Source organism: Taibaiella sp. KBW10 (assembly GCF_003852495.1).
Lineage (GTDB): Bacteria > Bacteroidota > Bacteroidia > Chitinophagales > Chitinophagaceae > Edaphocola.
Genome location: NZ_QAJI01000001.1, coordinates 435,168 through 460,547, shown reverse-complemented (window position 1 = coordinate 460,547; position 25,380 = coordinate 435,168). Strand labels below are relative to the sequence as shown.

22 protein-coding genes are annotated in these 25,380 nt (G+C 42.0%); 10 read left to right on the top strand and 12 right to left on the bottom strand.

Features of this window, described 5'->3' with window-relative positions; all coding sequences use genetic code 11:
• The first annotated feature begins 161 nt into the window (after positions 1–161).
• The 3 genes from DBR32_RS01940 (at position 162) to fabV (ending at position 4,815) form a co-directional block, all read left to right on the top strand.
• The gene (locus DBR32_RS01940; protein ID WP_124634597.1) at positions 162–2,687 is read left to right on the top strand and encodes an SdrD B-like domain-containing protein; all 2,526 of its coding nucleotides are present in this window, start codon (positions 162–164) and stop codon (positions 2,685–2,687) included.
• Between the two features lie 286 nt (positions 2,688–2,973).
• Positions 2,974–3,474, top strand: coding sequence for a hypothetical protein (locus tag DBR32_RS01935; RefSeq protein ID WP_124634596.1), 501 nt, complete (start codon positions 2,974–2,976; stop codon positions 3,472–3,474).
• 153 nt (positions 3,475–3,627) lie between these two features.
• Positions 3,628–4,815, top strand: a complete 1,188-nt coding sequence (gene fabV, locus DBR32_RS01930) for an enoyl-ACP reductase FabV (protein WP_124634595.1) — start codon at positions 3,628–3,630, stop codon at positions 4,813–4,815.
• 72 nt (positions 4,816–4,887) lie between these two features.
• On the opposite strand, the gene DBR32_RS01925 is transcribed toward fabV, so the two are convergent.
• The 4 genes from DBR32_RS01925 to DBR32_RS01910 all read right to left on the bottom strand — a co-directional run bounded on the left by DBR32_RS01925 (position 4,888) and on the right by DBR32_RS01910 (position 8,260).
• Positions 4,888–5,820, bottom strand: a complete 933-nt coding sequence (locus DBR32_RS01925; protein WP_199724295.1) for an aspartate carbamoyltransferase catalytic subunit — start codon at positions 5,818–5,820, stop codon at positions 4,888–4,890.
• Positions 5,821–5,862: 42 nt separating this feature from the next.
• Positions 5,863–6,414 (bottom strand): bifunctional pyr operon transcriptional regulator/uracil phosphoribosyltransferase PyrR, encoded by a 552-nt coding sequence (gene pyrR / locus DBR32_RS01920; RefSeq protein WP_124634593.1) that lies wholly within the window; start codon positions 6,412–6,414, stop codon positions 5,863–5,865.
• A gap of 13 nt (positions 6,415–6,427) precedes the next feature.
• Positions 6,428–7,075, bottom strand: coding sequence for a pyridoxamine 5'-phosphate oxidase (pdxH, locus tag DBR32_RS01915; protein ID WP_124634592.1), 648 nt, complete (start codon positions 7,073–7,075; stop codon positions 6,428–6,430).
• Between the two features lie 261 nt (positions 7,076–7,336).
• Complete coding sequence (locus tag DBR32_RS01910) at positions 7,337–8,260, bottom strand: Omp28-related outer membrane protein (RefSeq protein WP_124634591.1); 924 nt, start codon at positions 8,258–8,260, stop codon at positions 7,337–7,339.
• 120 nt (positions 8,261–8,380) lie between these two features.
• On the opposite strand from DBR32_RS01910, the gene rbfA reads away from it, so the two are divergent.
• The 3 genes from rbfA to DBR32_RS01895 are packed head-to-tail and all read left to right on the top strand — an operon-like array spanning position 8,381 to position 10,989.
• Positions 8,381–8,758: a 30S ribosome-binding factor RbfA gene (gene rbfA / locus DBR32_RS01905; protein WP_124634590.1), complete on the top strand. Its 378-nt coding sequence runs from the start codon at positions 8,381–8,383 to the stop codon at positions 8,756–8,758.
• Between the two features lie 10 nt (positions 8,759–8,768).
• The gene (locus tag DBR32_RS01900; protein WP_158605880.1) at positions 8,769–9,995 is read left to right on the top strand and encodes an FtsX-like permease family protein; all 1,227 of its coding nucleotides are present in this window, start codon (positions 8,769–8,771) and stop codon (positions 9,993–9,995) included.
• Between the two features lie 10 nt (positions 9,996–10,005).
• Positions 10,006–10,989, top strand: coding sequence for a GSCFA domain-containing protein (locus tag DBR32_RS01895; RefSeq protein WP_233559635.1), 984 nt, complete (start codon positions 10,006–10,008; stop codon positions 10,987–10,989).
• Here DBR32_RS01895 and DBR32_RS01890 read toward each other — a convergent pair.
• The 4 genes from DBR32_RS01890 to DBR32_RS01875 form a co-directional block, all read right to left on the bottom strand.
• A complete protein-coding gene (locus tag DBR32_RS01890; protein WP_124634587.1) occupies positions 10,984–11,397 on the bottom strand; it encodes a hypothetical protein in 414 nt (137 codons plus the stop codon). The two genes, DBR32_RS01895 and DBR32_RS01890, sit on opposite strands and share 6 nt — an antisense overlap.
• Positions 11,398–11,457: 60 nt before the next feature.
• Entirely contained in the window at positions 11,458–13,203 is a 1,746-nt protein-coding gene (locus DBR32_RS01885; RefSeq protein WP_233559634.1) for an ABC transporter ATP-binding protein, read from the bottom strand.
• A 124-nt stretch (positions 13,204–13,327) separates the two neighbouring features.
• A complete protein-coding gene (locus DBR32_RS01880) occupies positions 13,328–14,086 on the bottom strand; it encodes a zinc ribbon domain-containing protein (protein ID WP_124634586.1) in 759 nt (252 codons plus the stop codon).
• 1 nt (position 14,087) lies between these two features.
• Positions 14,088–15,188, bottom strand: coding sequence for a Nif3-like dinuclear metal center hexameric protein (locus DBR32_RS01875; protein ID WP_124634585.1), 1,101 nt, complete (start codon positions 15,186–15,188; stop codon positions 14,088–14,090).
• A gap of 38 nt (positions 15,189–15,226) precedes the next feature.
• Between DBR32_RS01875 and DBR32_RS01870 the strand changes: the two genes are divergently transcribed.
• Complete coding sequence (locus tag DBR32_RS01870; protein ID WP_124634584.1) at positions 15,227–15,544, top strand: DUF4157 domain-containing protein; 318 nt, start codon at positions 15,227–15,229, stop codon at positions 15,542–15,544.
• A 151-nt stretch (positions 15,545–15,695) separates the two neighbouring features.
• Positions 15,696–17,984 carry a M4 family metallopeptidase gene (locus tag DBR32_RS01865; RefSeq protein WP_124634583.1) on the top strand — a complete coding sequence of 763 codons (2,289 nt, stop codon included), beginning with the start codon at positions 15,696–15,698 and terminating at the stop codon, positions 17,982–17,984.
• Positions 17,985–18,071: 87 nt separating this feature from the next.
• On the opposite strand, the gene DBR32_RS01860 is transcribed toward DBR32_RS01865, so the two are convergent.
• Positions 18,072–19,664, bottom strand: coding sequence for a L,D-transpeptidase family protein (locus DBR32_RS01860; RefSeq protein ID WP_124634582.1), 1,593 nt, complete (start codon positions 19,662–19,664; stop codon positions 18,072–18,074).
• Between the two features lie 185 nt (positions 19,665–19,849).
• On the opposite strand from DBR32_RS01860, the gene pgk reads away from it, so the two are divergent.
• Complete coding sequence (gene pgk / locus DBR32_RS01855; protein WP_124634581.1) at positions 19,850–21,058, top strand: phosphoglycerate kinase; 1,209 nt, start codon at positions 19,850–19,852, stop codon at positions 21,056–21,058.
• Positions 21,059–21,144: 86 nt separating this feature from the next.
• Here pgk and DBR32_RS01850 read toward each other — a convergent pair whose 3' ends face one another.
• On the bottom strand, positions 21,145–21,822 hold the full coding sequence (locus tag DBR32_RS01850) for a carboxypeptidase-like regulatory domain-containing protein (RefSeq protein ID WP_124634580.1): 678 nt from the start codon (positions 21,820–21,822) through the stop codon (positions 21,145–21,147).
• Positions 21,823–21,979: 157 nt separating this feature from the next.
• Here DBR32_RS01850 and DBR32_RS01845 point away from each other — a divergent pair, with 157 nt between their 5' ends.
• A complete protein-coding gene (locus tag DBR32_RS01845) occupies positions 21,980–23,080 on the top strand; it encodes an Mrp/NBP35 family ATP-binding protein (RefSeq protein ID WP_124634579.1) in 1,101 nt (366 codons plus the stop codon).
• Between the two features lie 80 nt (positions 23,081–23,160).
• Here DBR32_RS01845 and DBR32_RS01840 read toward each other — a convergent pair whose 3' ends face one another.
• Complete coding sequence (locus DBR32_RS01840; RefSeq protein ID WP_124634578.1) at positions 23,161–24,189, bottom strand: hypothetical protein; 1,029 nt, start codon at positions 24,187–24,189, stop codon at positions 23,161–23,163.
• 60 nt (positions 24,190–24,249) lie between these two features.
• Positions 24,250–25,374, bottom strand: coding sequence for a hypothetical protein (locus DBR32_RS01835; protein WP_124634577.1), 1,125 nt, complete (start codon positions 25,372–25,374; stop codon positions 24,250–24,252).
• Positions 25,375–25,380: the final 6 nt, after the last annotated feature.

The window sequence follows — 25,380 nt, the reverse complement described above, 5'->3', positions numbered from 1 at the left end:
TTGTTATAAAATTGTAAAATAACAAAAATATTAACTTAAGTTATCGAACTATAGGATAATATTATGTATTAATATTTTTTTATACGAATATGGCTTCTAACTTTGCGCCCTGTTATAAAAAACGACATGCTTTTATTTTTTATATTTCTTTTTAATATTTTATGAAACGAAAATTATTGTTAACCTCCTTTTTTACAGGAGCTGTAAATAAGAAGTTTATCAGAATAATGGGTTTGTGCCTAGTATTCAACTTTTTAGTTGCCCATCAACAGGCAACCGCACAATGTACTTCTGGTACTGTATACGCGGTTAATGGCAGTGCTGTAGCAGGTACACCTGCAGTATCGGTACAGCAGGGCTTATTCCGCCTTGACCCGGCTACGGAAGCCAGTACACTTTTGGTCACAAACTTGTACGGCGGTGGCGCTGCTGCAAACGACGGACAGAAACAAACCAGTGCAATTGCACTGGACCTCACCACCAATATCATCTGGTTTAGCAGCAGAGGTGGGGGTACTCCTGATGCCGCACCCCATATCTATTCCTATAACCTGACTACGAATAGTTATGGTACAAGTGTAGCTAGTTTTCCGGGTTTAACCACAGCGCAAAATATCAATAAGTCTGCCTATAACCCTGTAGATGGTAAAGTTTATTTTCATAACTCTTCCAATAATACCCTGTATCGTTTTGATCCGGCAACACCAACTGTTGATGCCGTTTCCTTAGGCAATCTGACCGTTACGGGATTTACCGGTACCGGCCCTTTCAGTGGGGGCGATATTGCCTTTGATGGTTTGGGCAACCTGACGGGTGCTTTTAATAATGCCAATATTCTCGCGATCTTTCCCGGGCAATATGATGCTAATGGGAATTATCTGGGGCTTTCTTTAACGGGTCAGCAATATGCTGCCCTGGGAAGCAGTCCTTCTTCCGTGGCTTTTTTGACAAATGGTAATTATATTATAGGGTCAACTTCAGGAAGCAGCATTGTGAATACAAATACCGGTGGAGAAACCGATCTAGGCGGCGTGAATTTCTCTTCAAGCGATTTTGCTTCTTGTGCAGCACCTTCTCCTAACTTGGTGGTTAATCAGACGGCGGTACTCAATTGTGCAGCCCATACGCTTACCTATACCATTACGGTAGCCAATACGGGGCTTTTCCACGCGGTGAATGCGCATTTGATGGATGTATTGCCTGCGGGGGTCAGTTTAAATAGCATTACACTTAATGGAACAACTATTGCATCCACCAACCTGGCTACAACGGGTATACTCATTAAATCAACAGGTGCTACCACAGACGGTCAGGTATTTAAAGGAGAAACGGCAACAATCGTACTGAATTGTACCGTGGGTTCCAATACGATTGGATCAATCAGCAACCAGGCTTTTGTGACCTATAATGGTGTAGAATCTTTAAACCTTCCCAACGACCGTATTCCTTCTAATGACCCGAATACTCTGGCGGCTAATGATGCTACGGTAGTAACGGGTTGTGTAACGATCGGCGGAACAATATATAACGATGCGAACGGACCAACAGGTGGGGTGAATGGTACAGTGATGAGTGGAACGACCGTTACCTTATATGCTGCCGATGGTACGACCGCTTTGGCGAGTACCACAACTGATGTAAATGGTAATTACAGCTTCTCCGCCAATTTATCAAGTAACTATGTGGTGGGTGTCACTGCTCCTTCGGGTTACCAATATGTAAGCGCTACCGATGCAAGCCAAACCGATGGTAAAACATCTGTAAGCGTGGGTACAAGTTCTGTGACGGGCGTAAACTTTGGTTTGAACCGTCCACCTACTGCATATGCGCAGACCTATACGGTTTCCGGCCCTCCTTTTGTAGGCGTACCCAATAACCTGGGCAGCGCTCCTTTGCAGGGTAGCGATCCTGAAGACCAGCCGAGAGGTAGTTGGAATAGCCGGACGGTGACGATTACGACAGCACCCAGCAATAATTTTCTTTTAAAATACAACGGCCTTGCGGTTGTATTGGGTCAGGCCATTCCTAATTATAATCCATTGCTGTTGACCATCGAGGCTACCACATCGACACCGGCGAGGGTAACCACAACAGTCTTTAATTATACCGTGACAGATGCAGCCGGAGCGATTTCGCCGGCCGCACCTTATACCGTTAACTTCAGTTTGCCTTTGCCCATTACCTTAGTCCGCTTTGGTGCGCAGGCAAAAGACTGTTCGGTTCTGGTACAATGGGCAACGAAAGATGCAGTTTCTTTTAGTCATTTTGAATTAGAAACCAGCAGAGACGGTATTGTATTTGATTTTGTGACGCGCGTAGCGCTTAATACAAAGGGAGAATATGATGTACTGCTGAATCAGGTTGCTGATGGCTTGCATTATTATCGATTGAAATTAATGGACCTTGACGGGCAGTTTCAATATTCAGAAGTAAGCAAAGTTTCGCTTGCCTGCAGTGATCAAAACATTTCCATATTACCTACTTTAGTCAATGATCATATCAACATAACAGGGCTTAAAGGAGATGAATGGATCCGGGCTATTGGTGTTGATGGCAGAGAAATAAGGATCAAAGCTTTATCAGGAACACAGTCTGTTAATACCTCAGCTTGGGTTGCCGGTCAATATATCATACAGGTGAGCAGATCGGGAGCAATACTGTCTACCGTGAAAATAATCAAATTATAGTCCGCCTGTAATTGTAATACTCTATTATATTAATGCCCTGCCGATACCATCGGCAGGGCATTAATATAATAGGTAATCATGAAGCCGATAAGCGACTACTTTTTTCAAAAAGCAGCCGTTTACATACACCTGTATGCAATGATAAATTGTATGTATATTTGAATCCCTGAACTACGGCTATCTTCTGATGCCTACTAATGATTACTCCATGACTATACTCTTGATCCGGATATTTTTTTTCTGTCTTATTCCTCTCGGAATATTTGTATTGGTCAAGGCGATAAAGATGTTGCAAGGGATATTCAATGGCCGGATCATACTGGAGCTGCCTTTTACTCAAGAAGAGGCCGTTTTTAGTATTCAGAAAGAAGGGGTTTTTGCCTTGTGGATTTCCGGAAAATTATTGACCAGGACGCCAATCGGTTATTTTGAGCCGAAAATAGTGCAGGCGGAAGTTGGAACAGCGCTGGATCTATTTGCTTCCGTATTATCTCCGCGTATCAATGGCTGGAAGACCGGAAGAATGGAGTGGAAACGCTTTACTGCAGCTCAGGGAAATTACCGTTTGGAATTAATGATATCCAGAGAGCAGTCTGTTATGGGGCGTCTTTCTACGATGGTATGGTCCGATTTACCTCCCGATGTCACCCATTGTACCCTGCAGGTAAGAGAGAGCCAGGCTACTTATCTGGGACTTGTTGCCATCTTGCTGATTGTATTAGCTGCCGGAGGTATTATTGGGGGCCTTGTATTGGGCTTATTGGCCGGGCAATTATTTGTGGTGTAGGCACTTAGTCCCATCATAACATACTGCCCAAATGAAAATTGAAAAAATTAAACGAAGTGCTGAATTCTGTTTATTTTTGTTCCCTATATTTTGCCTTAAAGAAATACAGGCTTTTGAAAACGATATACACTAATCTTAAATAAAAGAAGAGATATGATAATAGAACCAAGAATGAGAGGATTTATTTGTTTGACGGCACACCCTGAAGGTTGTGCAGCAAACGTGATAAACCAGATTAACTATGTCAAGTCACAAGGTCCAATTGATGGTCCGAAAAATGTACTGGTAATCGGTGCATCTACCGGTTTTGGACTGTCCTCACGCATTACCAGTGCCTTTGGAGCCCATGCTTCAACGATTGGGGTATTTTTTGAAAAAGCACCGCAAGCAGGTAAAACGGCTACGCCGGGTTGGTACAATAGTGCTGCTTTCCAGGCAGAAGCGGAAAAAGCAGGACTGTATGCTAAAAGTATTAATGGTGATGCCTTCTCTGATGAAGTGAAAAGTAAAACCATTGAACTGATTAAAAAAGATTTGGGAAAGATTGACCTGATCATTTATAGCCTTGCCTCTCCGGTGAGAACGAATCCTAAAACAGGGGTTACACATCGTTCTACCCTGAAACCGATTGGACAGGCTTTTACCAATAAAACGGTTGATTTTCATACGGGTATTGTATCTAATATTTCTATTGAACCCTGTACGCAAGAAGATATTGATAATACGGTAGCTGTAATGGGTGGCGAAGATTGGGAACTATGGATGGATGCCTTGTCAGAAGCGGGTGTATTGTCTGAAAATGTATTGAGTGTTGCTTATTCTTATATTGGTCCTGCACTTACAGAACCGGTATACAGAAAAGGCACGATCGGTATGGCTAAAGATCATCTGGAAGCCACTGCATTCACGATTACCGATAAATTAAAAAACCTAAATGGTAAAGCAATTGTTTCGGTGAATAAAGCGCTGGTTACCCAGGCCAGTTCTGCAATCCCGGTGATTCCTTTGTATATTTCTTTGTTGTACAAAACGATGAAGGAAGAGGGGATTCATGAAGGTTGTATCGAGCAGATGTATCGCCTGTTTAAAGACCGTTTATATACCGGCCAGGAAATGCTAAAAGATGAAAAAGGCCGCATTAGAGTAGACGATTGGGAAATGAGACCCGATGTACAGGCTAAAGTAGATGCTTTATGGGCAAAGGCCGATACAGAGACCCTGCCGGAAATCGGAGATTTGAAAGGATATAAATCAGATTTTCTAAATCTCTTTGGCTTTGGATTTGAAGGCGTAGATTATACGGCAGATGTAAATGAAAATGTTCCTATGGAGTTGGCGTAAAAGCTACCATAAGTTATTTATAAAAAAGCATTGCGCNNGCGCAATGCTTTTTTATAAATAGTACAGAAAAATTTAGATTAAATTGTCTTTTTTGCCTGCCAGGAGGTATAAAACAGCCATGCGTACCGCCACACCATTTTCTACCTGATCCAAAATTATTGCGTTTGGACTATCTGCCACATCAGAATTCAACTCTACCCCGCGATTGATGGGGCCGGGGTGCATGATTACGATATCTTTTTTGACGCTGTCCAGCAATGATTTGGAAATACCATAATACATGGAATACTCTCTTAAAGAAGAAAACAGCGGCTTGTTCTGGCGTTCCAGCTGAATGCGCAATACATTCGCTACATCACACCAGGCAAGTGTTTTCTTTACGTCATAAGACACTTTAACCCCAAGCGATTCAATATGTTTGGGAATCAGGGTAGGCGGGCCACAAACGATCACCTCCGCACCTAATTTGGTAAGACAATAAATATTGCTGAGGGCTACACGGCTATGCATAATGTCACCGATGATGGCAATTTTTTTACCTTTTACGGTACCAAGTTTTTCGGTCATCGAAAACGCATCCAATAAAGCCTGTGTAGGATGTTCGTTAATGCCATCTCCTGCGTTGACAATGCTGGCGTTTATATGATTGGCCAGAAAATGAGGCGCACCACTTGCGGAGTGCCGCATCACCACCATATCCACCTTCATGGATAAGATGTTTTTTGCGGTATCGATTAGCGTTTCCCCTTTGGAAACAGAACTGCTGGAGGCCGCAAAATTAATGGTATCGGCGCTCAAACGTTTTTCTGCCAATTCAAAAGAAATACGCGTTCGGGTAGAATTTTCAAAAAATAAATTAACGATAGAAGTATCGCGCAACGTAGGTACCTTTTTAATAGGCCTTTGTAATACCTCTTTAAATTTTTCTGCGGTTTTTAGAATCAATGCGATGTCGGATGGTAACAAATCCTTGATGCCTAAAAGATGTTTTACAGATAAGGACATAATTTATTTTCTGAAAAATGCTTATTACGATATGGATTAAAATTATTTATGTGCTATTTTTTTGGGGGCGATCATGACCACCTCATCTTTTCCGTCATTTTCCTGCCATAAGACCCTCACTTTCTGATTGTCGATCACATCGACCGACATACCGATATAATCGGATTGTATCGGTACTTCACGGCTAAACCGCCGGTCAATCAAAACCAGTAATTCTATATGTTGTGGACGGCCAAAATCTAATAAGGCATCCAATCCCGCACGAATACTACGTCCGGTATACAGTACATCATCGATCAGAATTACATTCTTGCCGGCTACGGAAAAATCAAGTTGGGTTTCTTGCGCCTGGTGTAATAAGCCGGGCGAATTAAAATCATCTCTATAAAACGTAATATCCAGTTTTCCGTAAGGAATCTGAATGTCCGGTAATAAGAACTGTAACTTTTGATGAATACGGTCGGATAGAAATACCCCGCGTGGTTGCAAACCGATGATAACTGTATTCGAGAAATCTAAATGATTCTCGATCAGCTGGTGTGCCAACCGGGTAAGGGTGATATCAAGTTCCTGATGTGAATATAAAGCTTTCATGGCCGGTATAAAATTATGGAGCTACTCTGTATTGTTCCCAATCTGCCGGTGCACTTTGTTTTTCAAATATAATCCTGTCATGCAGCCGGCTTGCTCTGCCTTGCCAGAATTCAATTTTCTGTGGTTGTAACTGATAGCCTCCCCAATGGTCGGGTCTTTCAATATGTGCTCTGGCGCTAAGCTCCGTTATCGCCGTTTCTAATGTTTCCCGGCTACTGATACGCCTGCTTTGGGGCGAGGCAATGGCACCGATCTGACTGGAAACAGGCCTGGATTTAAAATACGTATCGGAATACGCTTCCGGTACTTTACTGATCACGCCTTCGACCCTTACCTGTCTTTGCAGCTCGGGCCAAAAAAAGACCATGCTGGCATAAGGATTAGCGGCAAGATCATTTCCTTTATCACTCTCATAATTGGTGAAGAAAATAAACTGCCCGTCTTCCAGGCCTTTCAATAATACGATTCTTGCATGAGGCTTATGTGCCGCATCTACAGTTGCCAAGGTCAGTGCATTGACTTCCATACAGTCGGCATGTTGTGCCTCCTCAAACCATTTCGTAAAAAAAAGGACAGGGTCCTTGCCTGTTTCACTTTCGGAAAGTGTCGCCTGGCAATAATCCTGTCTGATATTGGCAATGTTTTTTGAAAATGAATCCATTGTTTGGATTGAACTATTTAAAGGGAAATTATTTCAAATCAGAGGTGTTCAAATATTTGAACATAACCCAGATCAATAATATCACACCAAAAATAGTTAAAGCAAGGGAAGAAACATCTCCTATTTTATCTCCTATTTTGTAAAAGGAATTCAGTAATACAGATTGCATATCTTGATAGTTTAAAGTCCTGCAAATTTAAGATTAAATTTCGATTTTCGAAAAAGAAAAAGCAGTCTCTTTGGGAAGACTGCTTTTAAAAATTATTTTAATGTTTTATCAATTGCCTGGAGTACTCTCTTATCTGCAGCGCTGGTCCCTTTGTGTACGAAAGCGACTACATGTATATTATCGAGATTCCAGAATTTCTGCTTCAGATCAGAGGCATCGTTCCGGTCAATTTTTAATTTATAATTCGTTACAAATACACGTCCTGATTCTTTATTTGGAATGGAATCCAAGATTGCCATACCATTAAAAGGAGTTACCGACATACGGAATACGTGGTTGTATTCATAATTGGGGATCAGGGGAGAAACCTGCTGATCAACAATTTTGTCCTCGATCAGGTATATAGTTAAGAATTGTGGTTCGGTTACTGCCTGAGTATACGCCAGTTTTACCTGTATGGTATATTCATCTTTTGCCGCATTGTAAGAATTGCTCAGGTACATATTTACCGGCGTCGTGCTGTTTTGCGTTTTTATAGCAGAAAGCATAATATCCCAGTCTTCTTTTGCTCCTAATAATGGAGTGGTGGTTTGTGGGGAAACAGGCATCCTGTCGAAACTGGCAGCCGGTTTTGAAGGATCTCCACCATAAATAATATTGCTGATTTTCAGCCCATCACCGTTTCCGTTCACACCTGTTCTTAAATCTTGCACGCTACCCTTGGTATAATCCGGTGCCGTCAGTCCACCCGCATGAATGGTGACAATTTTTAATCTCCCCGGATTTTGGGACATCATCTCTTCTAGTTTGGTTGCCCCGGCAGGGCAGTTTACACAGCGGACTCCGGAAAATTCTTCAATATAAAAATTCTTGGTCTGCGGACTTTCTACGGTTCCTACATAAGTAGAATCTTTTGCGTTTTCACCGGTAAAGATTCCCACTGGTTGCTCTTTACAGGAGAACAAAAAGGTGACGCTCATAAAGGCGGCAATAGCAGGAAGAAATTTTGTGGACATATAAATTATATATTTTTTATCGTATCAAAGTTAATCATAAATTAACTTATTTGGAACTTCTTTTTTTTAGCATTAATAATAGCTGTAATTTTATCGGTTATATAATAAACAGGCGAAAAAATGCAAGAGACGAAAAGACAAAGACAGGTAGCCCAACTGATTCAGGAAGAGATGAGTATGATCTTTCAGAAAGAAGGGATTAATGTTATTAAAGGAGGAATGATATCCATAGCGAAGGTAATGGTAACGCCTGACCTGCTGGAAGCCCGTATTCATTTAAGCTTTTTCCAGATAGAGCATCCCGATGTTTTGTTAGAAGAAATCAAAGCCAAAACCAGCGAATTGCGCGGGGCTTTAGGCAATAAATTGCGTCATCAACTGCGCCGGATACCGGAATTGCAGTTTTTCCTGGATGATACCCTTGACTATGTATTCAAGATGGAAGAGTTATTTAGGCAAATAAATGCCGATAAGAAACCTTCTTCCGACGAAGATTAATCAGGCCTTGATGAATATTCCATTCCGAATTGCCCTACGGTATTTTAAAGGAAAGAAATCTGCTCAGGCCATCAATATTGTTACCTGGATCAGCATCGGTGCTATTGCCTTATCGGCTACGGCCATGATTGTGTTGTTTTCTGTATATAATGGACTGGAACAATATGTAAAGAGTATGTATACTTCCTTTTACCCGGAAGTAAAGATTACGGCTACACATGGTAAGTTTTTCCCCCTTACGGATAAACAAAAGCAGCAAATCCGGTTGGTCAAAGGGGTTAAGGGTGCTTCCTATGCGACCGAAGATATGGCTTTGCTGGATGGAACCGATCACCAGAAGGTCATCAGTTTAAAAGGTGTCGATAATGAGTGGTTCCGGGTCAATACGATGGAATCCCATATCACTACAGGCACGGCTTCCTGGCCGGAGCAGAGCAGAGATATCCCCTCCAATATAGGGGTCGATATTGTTGCCGAAATGGGCATTGATGTCAGCAATCCTTTTAACAAAATCCAGATTTTTTATCCAAAAGCAGATGGTAACATAAGCGGCATGCCTACCGATGCCGCCATTAACAGCCTGGAAGTAGCGCCTTATTCCTCTTTTAATGTGCAGCCTGAGCTGGACGGATTATATTTTTTAGTCCCGGTTGCGGCGGCACAGCAATTATTTGGGGTAGGTAATCAATATAGTTCTGTGGAGCTTTCCTTACAGTCGGCAAAAGCCGAATCTCAGGTGATCGCAGACCTTAAAAAATTACTGGGTAGTGAATTTAAGGTGCAAAGCCGATTGGAGCAGAATGCAACTTTATATATGGTGACCAAAACGGAGAAATGGGCAATCTACGGCATTCTTTTGCTCGTATTGATTATTTCTTCCTTCAACATGGTGGGTTCGCTTTCGATGCTGGCCATAGAGAAGAAAATTGATGTAGCCATTCTCAAATCTTTAGGGGCGACTCAGCAACATATCTATACCATATTTTTATGGGTTGGCCTTATCCTTTCCTTTATCGGAGCGGTCATCGGTATGCTTTTGGGTCTGATTATTGCTTTAGTTCAGATTAAGTTTGGCATCATTGCCATGGGAGATGGTTTTTTAGAGGCTTATCCGGTGGCTTTAAAATGGAATGATTTTGCGCTGGTATTGCTCACCGTACTATTCGTAGGGTTTCTTGCTGCGCTCTATCCGGCACGCAAAGCGGCAAAACAATTAATGATTTTCCGGGACGAATAAATTTATAGACTTGCTTACTTCTTTACCCATACAGATCACGGCACCTCAGCCCCGAATCGAACACCAGGATAAATTGCTGTTGCTCGGTTCCTGTTTTACCGAGCATATAGGCAAACGGTTGGCAGAGGCGAAATTTAGTGTTTTGGAGAATCCCAACGGAATTTTGTTCAACCCGCTCAGTGTGGTGAAAAGTATCTCTTCCTATATCCAAAACCAAGCCATAGCAGCAAGCGATTTGTTTTCTCTTAATGAGATTTGGAACCATTGGGACTTTCATACCCGTTTTTCCGATTTTGATAAGCAGATCGCTGTGGAACGAATGAATGCCTCCATAGGAGCGGCACACCAATATTTGCAAAAGGCAGATTGGCTTATTGTGACTCTGGGCTCGGCATTCCAGTACTTTCTGCATGAAAACGAACAAGCAGTGGCTAATTGTCATCGTGCCCCGGGACAATGGTTTGAAAAAAGGCTTTTATCCATTGCCCTTATTCAGGAAGCCCTGAAAGAAATGATTGAGGAATTAAAGGCTTTTAATCCTGATTTGAAGATTATTTTTACCATAAGCCCGGTACGGCATATCAGGGATGGTGTCGTAGAAAATAACAGAAGCAAGGCCCGGTTGATTGAAGCCGTACATGAAATGACCACCTTGCATGATCATTGCTTTTATTTTCCCGCTTATGAGTTGGTGATTGATGTATTGCGCGATTACCGCTATTATGATATTGATTTGGTACACCCTAATTTTGCAGCCACTAATGCTGTATGGGAACAATTTTTTCTACATTATTTAAGTGAAGAAGCGCAAACCATAGCGACTAAAATGCAGGAACTGAGTACGGCCAAAAACCATAAAGTCCGTTTTCCCGAAACGAATGCATATACCAAGTTCCGGCAAAATTTCTTACAAAAGATTGCCCAGTACCAACAAGCGTATCCTTACATTGATTTTGAGGCAGAGCGCAGAGCCTTTTTGGAAGATTCCTTATAGCTTTGCCCGCTTCATGCGCATACCTGTCTTATATCCTAACAGCGCAAAAGGAATCCATACTAAAATCGCCAGGGCGCCAAACCAGAAAGGATGTGGTATTTTCAATAAATTGAAGATCGTGAAGGCAATATAGATTACTGCGATCAGTATGCTCAGGGTTCTGGGCCGGGTTTTGGAAATGAGCGTCGTAATCAGCCCGCCCGTATAGGCACCCACGGTATAGGCGACGAGCACAATCAAAATTGCAGACAGGGGTGCGGTCTTCGCATGCTCTATCATTGCATTGATATTATTACGGTCAAAATTTTCAGGTAAGGGATGTACTAAAACGGCCAGTAACTCAAACAGAGAAACAACCAGGCTGGCACCAATAAGGCCTGCTAAAAAAGCGATTATATTTCTTCCCATAACCTTGTATTTTCATGCAAAATAATCATATTTTGTAAAAATGCCATAAGTTTTATAGGCTTATACAATCTCCGGGTCTGTAAAGATTAATTGATGATAAATCCCGTTTTGTGCCAGTAAGGATTCATGGGTACCTTGTTCCATAATAATGCCTTGCTCGAGCACGATTATTTTATGTGCTTTCCGGATGGTGGATAAGCGATGGGCGATCACGATAGCTGTTCTGCCCACAATCATTTTATCTATTGCCTGCTGAATCAGGATTTCCGACTCACTGTCTATCGAAGAAGTGGCTTCGTCCAGGATAAGAATAGACGGATTGAATAATAAAGTCCGGGCAAAGGATAAGAGTTGTCGCTGCCCCTGAGACAGGGTATTGCCCCGCTCTCTTACATTAAACTGATAACCGCCGGGCAATCGCATGATAAACGTATGGATGCCTAAAGTTTTACATACCGAAATAGCTTGTTCGGTCGTAATGTTTTTATCATTAAGCGTGATATTCTCCAGGATGGTCCCGGAAAATAAAAATACATCCTGCAAGACAATGCCTATATGTTTGCGCAGACTGTAAATGTCATAATCCTTCAGGTCTATATCATCAATAAATATATGCCCGCTTTTGATTGGGTATAGCCTGCTAAGGATAGAAATGATCGAGCTTTTGCCGGCTCCGGTTTGCCCTACTAAAGCAACGGTTTCTCCTGCATTTACAGTAAAAGAAATGTTTTTTAATACCGGGAGGTTTTCTTTATACTCGAAATCGACCTGTTCAAAACGGACTGCACCTTTTACGCGGGTAGGTTTTAAGCTGCCGTTTTCCTGTAAGTGCTCTTCGCTGTCCAATACCTGCATGACCCTTTCGCCGGAGATTAACCCCATTTGTAAGGTGTTGAATTTATCAGCCAGCATCCTGAGGGGACGGAACATTAGATTGAGGTACATATTGAAAGCGATGATCGTACCCTGAGTGACCTGGTAATTCAGCATTCGGGTTGCACCCCACCAAACCAGTAAACCCAGCGATACGGCAAGGATAATTTCTACCACCGGAAAGAAAATGGAATAAGCCATGATGCTTTTAATATTGGCATCTCGGTGTTCTTTATTGATTGCGGTAAATTTTTTCTGCTCTTGCTTTTCTGCGGCAAAACTTTGCACGACATACATACCCGTAAGGTGTTCTTGTACAAAAGCATTCAAAGCGGATATCGCATTTCTTACCCTTTTGAAAGATTTATTCACACTTTCTTTGAACCAATAGGTGGCGACAAGGAGCAGGGGAAATACGGCCAGGCTCACGAGTGTCAGCCGCCAATCGGTATACAGCATTACCCCGATCAGTGCAATAATGGTCAGCACATCGGCAAGGATGGAAATAAACCCTTCAGAAAAAATATCATTGATCGACTCTATATCATTTATCGTGCGGGTGGTTAGGGTGCCTATGGGTGTATTGTCAAAATAACTCAGGTTTTGGTGGATGACTTTCTGGTGTACTTTCTCGCGCATATCATTCACCACAGTTTGCCCCAGCCAGCTCGTTACAAAAGAAAAAACAAAGCGAAGGCCTGTTTCCAGCAGCAGCATTCCGAATTGTATTAGGGTAATGTATAAAAGCCCTTGCAGGAGTTTGTTCTCTATATAATGATCAATAGTGTATTGGATCAAGAAGGGCCTTGCAGGAGTGAGCACCGCTAAGACAATGCTTAAGGTAATGCTGAGCCATAATTTAGACTGGTAGGGTTTACCAAAAGATAAGATGCGAAACAGTAAATTACGGTCAAATTTTTTCTTCCCTTCCAAGATTTTGCTGCGTTTTGGCTGCAAATATAGGGCAATAATGCGGGCAGCTGCATTATATTTCACGCAAAAAAATAGCAGCGATAAGGATATCGCTGCTATTTTAATATAATTTTAAGAATCCTGATTAAGCGGACTGAACGGAGTCATTCAAATCGATATCTACCAGGATACGACCACAGTGCTCACATACGATAATTTTCTTACGTTGCATGATCTCTGTTTGGCGTTGTGGCGGGATGATGTTGAAACAACCACCACAGCTGTCTCTCAATACCGGAACTACAGCCAAGCCGTTTTTGTAGCTTTGACGAATACGCTCATAGGCACCGAATAAACGGGCATCTACTTTTTCTTTAGCTGCTTCAGAACGTTCTGCTAAAGCCGATTCTTCTTTTTCTGTTTCTTTAATAATCTTTTCTAACTCTTCTTGTTTTTGAGCCAGCATTTCTTTTTTTGCTTCGATCAGGCTTAAATTTTGATTTTTTACCGTCTCGCGCTCCTGAAGTTCTACTAATGCATCTTTTACGTTTTTATCGCAAAGGCGCATTTCCAGGTTTTGCATTTCTATTTCTTTCGTAATCGCTTCAAACTCTCTGCTATTCTTTACATTATCTTGTTGCTTTTCGTATTTGGCGATAAGCGCTTCCGCTTCTTGTTTCGCGTCCTTACGGGAAGTAATGTAATCGTTAATCGTTGTTATTTCAGCATCTACATTATTGATGCGGGTTTGCAGACCTTCTACGTCATCTTCAAGGTCTTTCACCTCCATTGGTAATTCCCCTTTCAATGTTTGCAATTCATCAATTTTAGAATCAATCTTTTGCAAAGAAAGTACTGCAACCAATTTTTCTTCAATAGAGAAGTCTTTTGCTACTGTAGCCATATTAGAAATAATAATTTATCGGGTTTGTATTCGTCTTCGACAAATGAACTGCAAAATTAAGAAATTTTTTATTTATAATGGCATCAAATATTTCGACGGTAAATTGTTCACTCTCATAATGGCCAATATCTGCAATCACAATTTGCTGTTCCGCTTCAAAAAACTGGTGATATTTATAGTCTGCCGTGAGGAAAAGGTCGGCTCCGGCTGCCATTGCATCGGCCAGTAAAAAGCTACCGCTACCGCCACAGACGGCTATCTTCTGTATCATAGGCTTGATCATGTCCGTATGGCGGATGCAGGTGGCGCTTAGGTTTTGTTTGATATGCCTTAAAAAATCGCTACCTGCCATCGGCTCAGCCAGGGTACCGATCATACCCGAACCTATTGTTTGGTTTTGGTTGGCGATTGCGACCAGTTCATAAGCGACCTCTTCGTAGGGGTGGGCTGCTTTTAGGGCATTGATAAGGGTATAACGTAAGTGTGCCGGTACCAATACTTCCAATTTTACCTCGCTCAGCTCTTCTCTGGCCCCCCCGGCAGTACCGATCTTGGGCCGGCTGTGTTCATTGCCCCGAAAGCTCCCGGTACCCACTGTGCTGAAGCTACACTCGGCATAATTGCCAATCTGCCCGGCACCGGCGGCAAAAAGGGCTGTTTTGAGCTCCTCAGCCGCATGAAGGGGTACATAGGTATATAGTTTGTAGAGGTTATTATTCGCCGGCCTTAAGATGCGCGTATCCTGCAAACCCAGTTTGTCCGCTATTTTTTGATTGACCCCCTGTTGCATATTATCCAGGTTGGTGTGGGCCGCATATAAGGTAATGTTATGATGAATGGCTTTGATGATGCAGCGCTCAACCATATTTTTACCCGTTATTTTTTTAAGCCCGGAAAAGATGAGGGGATGATGGGCAATAATCAGGTTACAGCCTAAGGCAATGGCTTCCTCAATCACGGCTTCTGTAATGTCCAGACTGAGTAGCGCGCCACTGCATTCAAGGTTGATATCCCCGACCTGTACGCCACTATTATCATAGCTTTCCTGGTAGGAGAGGGGTGCAAATTGTTCTATTTCCTGAATTATATGTTTAATTTGCATGATCTGTATTGTCTTTTGAAGGATAAGGATTGTCTGTAATGAAAATCAAAATTAAGGAAAACGCGCTATTGGCAAGACTTGCTGCTTATAATTTAAAAAGCAGCACCATGGCTATAACCGTAGGGCGTACCATATATCTTCATAATGCCACTAAAAAAGACCTGCTTTCCAGTGAACGATGGCTGCGCCACGAACTAAAGCATGTGGAGCAGTTTCTACGTTACGGCTTTTTTTGGTTCCTCCTGCTTTATACCATAGAATCGATCAGAAAAGGCTATTATCATAATAAATTCGAACTTGAGGCCAGAGCGGCAGAGACCGAAATAACTTATCTGGAGCGCTATATAGTCCTGTGATTCTTCGGCTTAGGGGTGTGATATGTTAAATTTACGATATCATTATTTTAGCATATGTAATAATTGCTTTCCCATTTTTATCGTTTAACTTTGGAAACCTTTTTTGATCATTATTATTTAACCTTCAAAGTACTCTTTTAAACCAGTAAGCATGAAATACCCAAAATTCACCTCCCTGTTATTATTGTCAGGTATGTTATCCGGTACCGGAATGACTGTATTTGCGCAACAAAATAACAACCCCACTGCTTTGACCGCTATTCCCTTAGAAAACGGCAAGGTAATGGTCTCCTTCAGAGGCAAAAACGTTATTGCAAAAGATATTGATAAAAACCTGGTGCGTTTATTAGATCTGCCTAACGGACATAGTTTCTCTCTGGAAAAAACAAGTACCGATCGTTTAGGTTACACCCATTATGCCTATCAGCAATTCTATAAAAACGTGAAAGTTGAAGGAGCGACTTTATTGGTACATACTAAAGGTAATACGATTGAATCGATTAATGGGCGTGTAGCATCTATCACTGATTTGAGCACCACTGCCGGTATTGATAAAGTACAGGCAGTAACCGCAGCGCAAAATAGCTTGTCTATAAAAAGTTTACTCAATACTTATCCGGCCAACTTAACAATTGTAAGCCTTAATCCTAAAGGAAATAACGATTTTGCTTTGGCCTATTTGGTGAGAATTGACGGAAAGACCACAGAAGGTAAGGTCGTTATGAAAAATGTATTTGTAGATGCAGCGAGTGGTACGGTTTTAAAAGCCGTAAACCTGATCGCGCACCAGGATGTAAATGCTACGGCACATACCTTCCTGAGCGGTATACAAACGATTGTTACGGATAGTGTAGGACCTCATTATCGTTTGCGTGATAATGCCCGTAATATAGAAACAATGGATGCAAGCGGTGCCGATATGGACCAAAGCTTCGGAAACCCAAACATTTTCCCTCTGGCTAAAGAATATCATGACCTATCTACCGAATGGACCGAAAAACCGGCATTGATGTCGATCAGGTTGTCGGCAGTCAGCAGCAATAGTAACTTCCTTAATGGTTTAGGATGGGGTACCACGGCTTTTCCAACTGCGACTGTACTGGGCAGTTCTACCGCCGTACCTGAAGCAATGGCTTCCTGGCCAGACATTAAATTCAACGCTCTTACGTTACCTATAGTTACTCGTAACCTGTTTGTATTTCCGGAATCGGGTACCACTTATACCGGTACTTTTGCAAAGCTTAATCTTTCGACGGGATTTGCATCAGATACGATACTCTTTCCGATTAATATTACAGGAGTAGGTACTTTCCCTTGGAGCGATACAGCCAATAATGCCGGTAATTATGTGGTAACTAAGACTAAAAATCCTGCTTTGGATGCCCATTGGGGTATCGAGCAAACATACGATTATTACAAGACGGTCTTTAACAGAACGAGCTATGATGATAATGGCGGTAAGATCATGAATTATGTGAATGGCGTATGGCCCTCAGCATTTACACAAAATAATGCCGCAGCCATGCCTGATCCATACAATGCGATGGTATACGGTATGGGCGATGGTGCTACTTACAATCCCTTTGTAGCGCTGGACGTAACAGGACACGAATTTTCCCACATGGTGGTTGGCCATAATGGGAACGGCGGTTTGGCCTATACAGGCGAATCCGGCGCCTTAAATGAATCTTTTGCGGATATTTTTGGTACCTGTGTTGAGTTTTATGCAAAACCGACGGTTGCGAACTGGACTATCGGTGAAGAGGTGTTTATCGGAACCAATTTTTTACGCTCGATGGCCAATCCTAAGTTAAGACAAAATCCACATACTTATGGCGGACAATATTGGATAGATCCTACGAATGGCAATAATGATAATGGTGGTGTACACACTAACAGTGGCATACAAAATAAGTGGTTCTATTTATTGTGTCAAGGTGGTTCCGGAACAAATGACAATGGGAAAACGTATAACGTAACGGCCATTGGTATGGAGAAAGCAGAGAAAATCGCTTATAGAAACCTGATGCAATACCTGACCAGCAACGCAGATTATCTGGATGCTTATACCGGTAGCTTGCAGGCGACTTTAGACCTGTATGGTAATGATACCAATAGTGTAGAATATAAAATGGTAAAACATGCCTGGTATGCCGTAGGGATAGGAGGCGACAATGCCGTAGGCATTAGCAGTGTGGATAAAGGAAATAAAAATATCAATGTTTACCCTAATCCGGCAAGCAGTAACGTGAATATCAGTTCTACCCTGAACAAAGTAATCGATATGCAGTTATTAAATGCACTGGGTCAGAATGTAAGAACCCTGAAAGTTAAAAGCGGTAATAATGCTTATGATATCAGCGGCTTACCCAAAGGAGTATATACGCTTAGTTTCATCGTAGACGGGCAATCTTATATCCATAAAGTGTCAGTATTGTAAGATAGAATAATCGATATAAAAATAAAAAGAGGCCGGTACGTTTTAACGTACCGGCCTCTTTTTTGAATGCGGTTATGGTGCAGATGATTATTTGAATTTTGCGACCAGAACAGAATCTTTTTTATAAGGATCATTCAGATAGATGATATTTTGAAAAGCACTGTCTGCATTAGCAGTGGTATAGGTAATGTATACCGGAATAAGGTCTGTTGGAATCTGTTTTGTCCTGTTTTTAGCAATCATCGTGTTGATTGAGTCAATCCCGATGTTCTTATCTTCCAGGATAAGTGCCGCCAGCGTTCTCGGATCTTTTACCCGTACACAGCCATGGCTCAGGTAGCGTGATTTATTGGCAAATACATATCTACCCGGCGTATCATGCAGGTAAATGTCCCATTGGTTGGGTAAGTTGAACTTTACATAACCTAGAGCCGCTCTGGGTCCTGCCGGTTGCCTTACGGTATATTTACGGTAGTTAGAGGCGTTCACCACTCCATTGGGTACCCGCTTGCCACCAGAATATACTTCGTAGTAACTCGGAATACGACCACCATACTCTTTTCCCACAATAGACAAAGGAAGGGTCCATGGCGGGCAGATCACTATATTCTGCATCGGTTTCAAAATCGTGGGAGTGCGCGTTGTTCTGGAACCCACTACGGAACGGTTATGAAACAGGTTATTGCCGTTTTTATAATAATCAATTTCTGTCTGCGGAATGCTCACCCAGATATATTGGCCGGCCATTGTATTGGGCAACCAGCGCAAGCGCTCCATATTGATTTTTAGCAAACGCACATAATCATCAGGACTGCGTTGTAAGGTTTTGATGGTTTCGACATCAATCTTGCCGTTCGCAGAAAGGTGATTCAGGTACTGGTAAGCTTTAATTAAATTAGTATCCGTTGCCGTAGAACTAATCTCCTTTTTGATGATATATTGTGCGGCAGCCATATCGCCGGTGCTTACAATGCTTTTCTGCTTAATATAGGCTGTATCTGATTTTAGGCCGTTCCATTTCTGCAGCTCTTTTTGCATCAGGGCATAACGCGGATTCAGCGGGCGATAGTTCTTTAAGTCAGTAGCGCTTTTATCAGTACCCAGTTTAGCGAGGTCATCAACTACCGTAAAGGTGCTGTCGTTATCGGCATGCCATTCCTTATCAATTTCCGCAGGATTTATAAGACCGAAGGTAAGGTCCCGCGCTGCGCCTACATAGGCTTCTGTAAACAGGATGTCCCAACGGGCCAGTGAATCTTCTGTTGCTTTCGAGGCACTAAGGCACTTTTTTAGTCTGGATAATTGATATTTTTCCGGATCAAGTCCATCCCATTTTAATTGCTCTAAAGAGTTGATAAAACCGGAAGCCTGATCAGAAAATTTATCGCCTTTCAGCCAAATCGGTTTATGGTCATTTTTTTCATATACCGCCTTTACCTGGGTGCTGATATTTCTTAATTGCGCTGCAGGGCTGGCTGCGGAATCGCTTGTCTGGGTATATTGGGCAGATAATGCTTTGGTCATGGCTTCTTTACTGACTTCAGAGGAGAAGGCATCAGAAATCCCGGATAGTATACCCCCCTTGTTATCTCCCGAATCGGAATTACAAGAAGGCAGTAGGTAAATCATGGAAAAAGCAGCAAGGAAGAAGGGATACTTAGATAGGGAACGTAATTTCATTTGGGTAATAATATTTGAACAAAGATTATATATTTATTGGTGGCAAACAAATATAAATATTTTCTTTTTACTGGGAATAATGTTTATGCATCATTATAAAGATACAAAATATAATTGGCTGCCGATTGTGTGGAAAGGGGATATTAAATATCTGTATATTTGCACTCAAATTTTTTAATAAAGCTATGAGCAAGTTTTCAACTTTTGACTTTTCGGGCAAGAAAGCCCTGATTCGGGTAGACTTCAATGTACCGATTAAGGATGGTAAAATTACTGATGATACGAGAATCAAAGCCGCCTTACCTACAATTCAGAAGGTATTGACAGAGGGAGGTAGTGTAATCCTGATGAGCCACTGGGGCCGTCCGGTAAAAGACATGGAAAAGAAGCCCGAGCTGACTAAAGCGGATTTCTCGCTGAGCCGTATTGTAGATCATCTTGCTGCGCTTTTGGGTATAGAGGTACAGTTTGCCGATGATTGTTTGGGTGCCGAAGCAAGTGAAAAAGCAGCTGCCTTACAACCAGGACAGGTCTTGCTTTTAGAAAACCTGCGTTATTATAAAGAAGAAGAAAAAGGAGATGCCGATTTTGCCGAAAAACTGGCCGGATATGGTGATATATATATAAATGATGCTTTTGGAACGGCACATCGTGCACACGCGTCCACAGCGGTTATCGCACAATTCTTTGATACGCCTGCCAAGATGTTTGGCTTGCTGATGGAAGGAGAAGTAACCGCGGCGCAAAAAGTATTGTCTCAATCGGAGCAACCCTTTACCGCGATTATCGGTGGGGCGAAAGTATCTGATAAAATATTGATCATTGAGAACCTTTTAGAAAAAGCAACCGATATTATTATCGGAGGAGGCATGGCCTATACCTTTTATAAGGCTTTAGGTGGTGATATCGGCAGTTCTTTATGTGAAGATGATCGTTTGGATATGGCCAAAGCCTTACTGGAAAAAGCTAAGGCTAAAGGTGTAAATATTCATTTACCCGTAGATAGCCTCATCGCCGATAAATTTGCCCCGGATGCCCAAACCAAAGAAGCCGATAATATGCATATTGAAGCAGGATGGATGGGTTTAGATATCGGTACAAAGGCGATAGAAGATTTCAAGCACATCGTTTCTAATTCACGCACTATTTTATGGAATGGCCCTATGGGAGTATTCGAAATGGAAGCTTTCCAAAAAGGAACGAAAGCCATAGCGGAAGCCGTTGTTGCCGCTACAGAAAAAGGTGCTTTCAGCCTGGTAGGCGGTGGAGACAGCGTTGCGGCGGTCAATAAATTCGGATTTGCAGATAAAGTGAGCTATGTATCTACCGGTGGTGGTGCTTTACTGGAATTCTTTGAAGGCAAGGTTTTGCCGGGTATTGCAGCCATACAATAATAATTAAGTATAATAATAAGTCTTAGTATAAAGATAAAGGCCTCCCATCAGGAGGCCTTTATCTTTGCTTATATCTTTCAATCTGTTTATTTTTTCTTGTCGCTGCGGTAATCGCCCCTTTGGATGGCTTTGTAGAATTCAGCCCATTTAAAAGGATTGAAAAGCCCTACCGGTGCTTGTTGGCCATAATAGGTGGCCTGGGTTGCTTGCTGCCCCTGTAAGAAAGCCGCATTTTCTCCGGCGCTTCTAGGCATATTGCGCATCATCATTTTAACCACTTCCTTACTGGTATTTTCCTTGATGGCATCATACATATCTCCGTCGTATTGCTTATAACGCATTGCATAGTCAAACTCTGCAGCGTTCAGGTAAGGACGCACTATGGCTTCTTTCAGGTAAAATGTATCCTGTACAAAATACTGCACGGTCGTAAAAAAATTCTGGTCTAAAGTAGCCGGTACCACCAGCTCTTTGCTGCGAAAACCAACGCGGTTGAATAACAATGTATCTCCTTTATAACAAAGCAAAGAGAATACCCCGTTTTCATTCGTTAGGGTACCTACATTCTTGTTCTTAACAAAAACACCCATATAAGGGATTACATCAGAAGTGTCTTTCATTTTAGCAACACCCGTTACTTGCACGAGACGATCATTTTGTGCAAAAAGAGCCGTACTGCCGCACAGGAAAAATAAGAGTAATAATACTTTGCTTATGGTTAGATTCATACGGAACAAAAATACTGTTTTATATTGGTTGCTCATAATATATGGGCGTAAAGATATAAAGATCGTTTTATGGGGCTTTACTTTTGTATAAAACTATATTTTTTCTGAATTTAGTATGTTAAATCTTAAAATAAGTCGCGCAGACTGTATTAAATTTGCACATCAAATTGATAAAAATATATAATTGTACTATATGATAACGGAAGCGGACGTACTCAAGGCATTATCAAACGTAGATGATCCCGATTTTGGTAAAGACATTGTGACCTTAAACATGGTTAAGGATATAAAGATTGAAGGTAATCATATCGAATGTACCGTCGAACTGACCACGCCTGCCTGTCCAATGAAGGAAATGATCCACAAGGCCTGTATCAATGCGATAAAAATATTTGTCGATAAAGAGGCTACTATAGTGGTACACATGACCGCGCGTGTATTAAGTTCCCGCAATGCAGACGGAAGCGAAATGCTGCCTCAAGTAAAAAATATTATCGCGGTAGGTTCGGGTAAAGGTGGGGTAGGTAAATCTACCGTGTCGACCAATCTGGCCATTGCTTTGGCAAAAGAAGGTGCGAAAGTGGGCCTCATGGATGCGGATATTTACGGTCCGTCAGCACCTATCATGTTCGGCATACAGGGAGAGCGTCCGATGATGCGTGAAGTTAATGGCAAGGGTATGATCGAACCATTAGAGCGCTTCGGAGTAAAAGTAATGTCCATCGGCTTATTGGTAGATGAAAAGCAAGCCGTGATCTGGCGGGGGCCTATGGCCACTTCGGCCTTGAAACAATTTGTTTCTGACGTGTATTGGGGGGAGCTGGATTATTTGATTATTGACTTACCGCCGGGCACGGGAGATATTCACCTGACGCTGGTACAGACCATTCCGATTACGGGTGCGGTGATTGTAACCACGCCGCAGAATGTGGCTATGGCAGATGCTAAAAAAGCCATGATGATGTTTAAAAATGCGAACATTAGCGTGCCTATTTTAGGCGTAGTGGAAAATATGTCTTATTTCACTCCGGCAGAATTGCCTGAAAATAAATACTACATCTTCGGGAAAGATGGAGGTAGATCTTTGGCTGATCAGTTTGAGGTGCCGTTTTTAGGAGAAATTCCTTTGGTGCAAAGTATCAGAGAAGGGGCCGACAGAGGTTTTCCTGCGGTATTAAATGATGAGCCGATAGCTTTAAACGCGTTTACCGATATTGCTAAGAAGATAGCCCGTAATGTGGCCATGCGTAATGCTAACCTCGATCCGACGAAAATCGTTACCATGAAATTGTAATCGGGAATCAAGATATAAAACATAAATGCGACGGTTATCAATGATAGCCGCCGCATTTATGTTTATCCTAATCAGTAACTTTATAAGGATAAGATAAACCCTATAGAGAAATTCGCATCCCAGTCAAATACAAAAGTGTCACATCCTGTAGCGTCTACGAGTGCTTTGTATATGTTTAAACCACTGGATACTTTTTTGCTGTCTCCGGCTTTATAAGTATCGGGTGCATTCAATACGGTATAGCGCTCCTCTCCTTGTCTGGTCTTTTTAGCCAGTTCATACGGCACACCACCTATGATGAAACAAACTTTACGCTTCGCCGCCGGGATTGATTGTGCTTTGGTTTTTACTTCCTGAAATACCGCTGCATCAGTCATGTCTTTTTCATAATATTTTGCACCAGGTGCTTCTAAAGAAGTTAAGCCGCTTGCGTTTGGATAAGATATTTTAGTATTACCACTCCCGATATCTACCACAAAAGCATTATCATAATAAGCCTTGGGCAATACCGATTTTAAGGCGAGCTTTCCTTCCTGCTCTGCGGTAACTAAGTTCACCACATAACCCATCTTTTTCAGCTCATCAGCAATCGGGCCGGTTTTAGGTTCTTTTTGGGCACCAGAACTGATGATAAAATGAATATTATTGCTTTTTACGCCTTTCTCTGCCATGGCCGCGATATATTTCTTTAGGCCTAAGCGGATATCTTCTGTAGAGGCCAAACCTTCATATACAAAAGACTGACCGAAGTCTTTACTTTTTATTTCCCAGTTTTTGTCTTTATCTACATTGATAACAAAGGAATTAAATCCTGAAGCGCCTACTTCTACCACACCTTTCAGGGTTCCGTTTACAGGTGCTACCGGGCTAAAGTTGAAAGAACGATGCTCCCCGCTGGTCGTTGTTTCGGTGGTTTGTCCTTTTTTCTGATCATTATCTGCATTGGGCAGGCTTGGACTGCTTGCCGTGCTTGTTTGCTCATTGAGCTTGTCGATCCAGCCGGATTTTTGTGCGATCCACAATAAGGCTACGAGAGGCAAGGCAATGATTAAAGCTTTAATCGGCCATCTTAAGCGAGACCATGTAGAGGGTTGATTATTAGTTGTCATAAGATTAATGAAGTTTATGGTCAAAAGAAAATGAAAGTGCGTGTTTTATAAAACAGAAAACTAATCTAAGATATTAAAACCCTTATCTACTTTCTCTTCCGGAGTTAATTCATAATTTGCATCGCTCATCTCCGTAATATTTAATGTTTCCAGGCGGCCACCGTCTATTTGTTTTACAAAACTTTCCAGCTCGGCCTGACTTACATTCGCACCAATCGTGATGGCATTATTCTGATCTAAGAATTCCAGGTTACTACGGATTCTTCCGATGTTTTGGCTGATCAGGCTGCTGGCTGCATCCATGGCCTCCTGGTATTTCCAGCCATCTTTTATTTCAAAAACGTCGGCCAAGCCCTCCGTTGCAGAGCGCATTTTATTGGTCGCTTCTACTTTTTTACTGATGATATTGATGGTACTGCCCAGTGCATTTACATAAATGCGGGAACCGCTTTCATTGTCTTTTAATACCTCCAGTACTTTGCTAAACTGATTGCTGTATTGGGTATACTGTCTGGCCATTTGTTCGGAGGCTTTACCTTCTTCCATCCGCAGGCTTGCATTTACCCTGGTTTCTTTTGCTTCTCTTTTAAGGGCATTTCCTTTTTCCTGCATTCCTTTTTCTTCAAAAACCAGGGCTTCTTTTTCCAGTTTTCCCGCCTCTTCCGTCAGGTATTTTACCTGTCCGTATTTCTTCTCTGCCTCTTCCTTGCTTCTGCTGGCTTCATCAATCATATTGATGCGCACCCCATCCACACTCGCGATTTTATCTCTAACTTTTTTCAAGGTATCCTTTGCATCATTCAATAGTAACTGTAGGGTCGTGATCGGATTATTGCGGACGATCGCTTTTTCCCCTTTAAATAATAAAGTAGCCCCCAAAGTATAAAGCAAATTAACGATCTTAGGATAGAGCATGATCAATACCACAATAACGATAGACATTACGATGAGCCATATGGTCATACTGGCGTAATGAATCAGGGTAGGGAGCATTTTGAAAAAGAAAAATGCGCCGCCGATCAGGGCAGCCCAATAGATAACCGAAGCAAAGGTTTTATTGGAGGCCACCTTTTGTACCGTAGTGGGTAATTGATTGCCGATTACCTGAAAGATGGGTAATTGCGTCAGCTCGCTGGGTAGCGTACGCTTATCTATTGTGGTTAAGGATTGGTTTTGTGTAGCCATGTTTTT